The sequence below is a fragment of the Methylobacterium sp. J-078 genome, assembly GCF_022829285.1.
GTDB lineage: Bacteria > Pseudomonadota > Alphaproteobacteria > Rhizobiales > Beijerinckiaceae > Methylobacterium.
The window spans coordinates 1-301 of the sequence record NZ_JAKSYI010000061.1; the positions used below are offsets into that span (position 1 = coordinate 1).

The window sequence follows — 301 nt, forward strand, 5'->3', positions numbered from 1 at the left end:
CCCAGCAGGCGAGTGCGGCGGTCGTAGCCGCTGGCGTCGGGTGTGTCGTCGCTGCACAGGATTAAGGTTGGGGCGAGGGGCGGGTGCAGGGCGTGCTGTTCCCCTTGCGTCTGCTCGCCCAGGGCCCGGTCGGGGGCGCCCAGCGGCTAGTCGAGGAGGAGCACCTGGGGGGAGGGCGGGAGGGCCCGGGCCAGGGCCACGCGCTGGCGCTGGCCGCCCGAGAGGGTGTCGGGCCGGCGCGGGCCAAACCCGTCGAGGCGGACCAGGCGCAGGAGCTCGTCCACCCGCGCCTGGCGGACCG

General features: G+C 76.7%; 1 pseudogene. It reads right to left on the minus strand.

The window, feature by feature from the left end:
• A pseudogene (locus tag MKK58_RS27125) lies at positions 1–301 on the minus strand (ATP-binding cassette domain-containing protein); the annotation flags it as partial.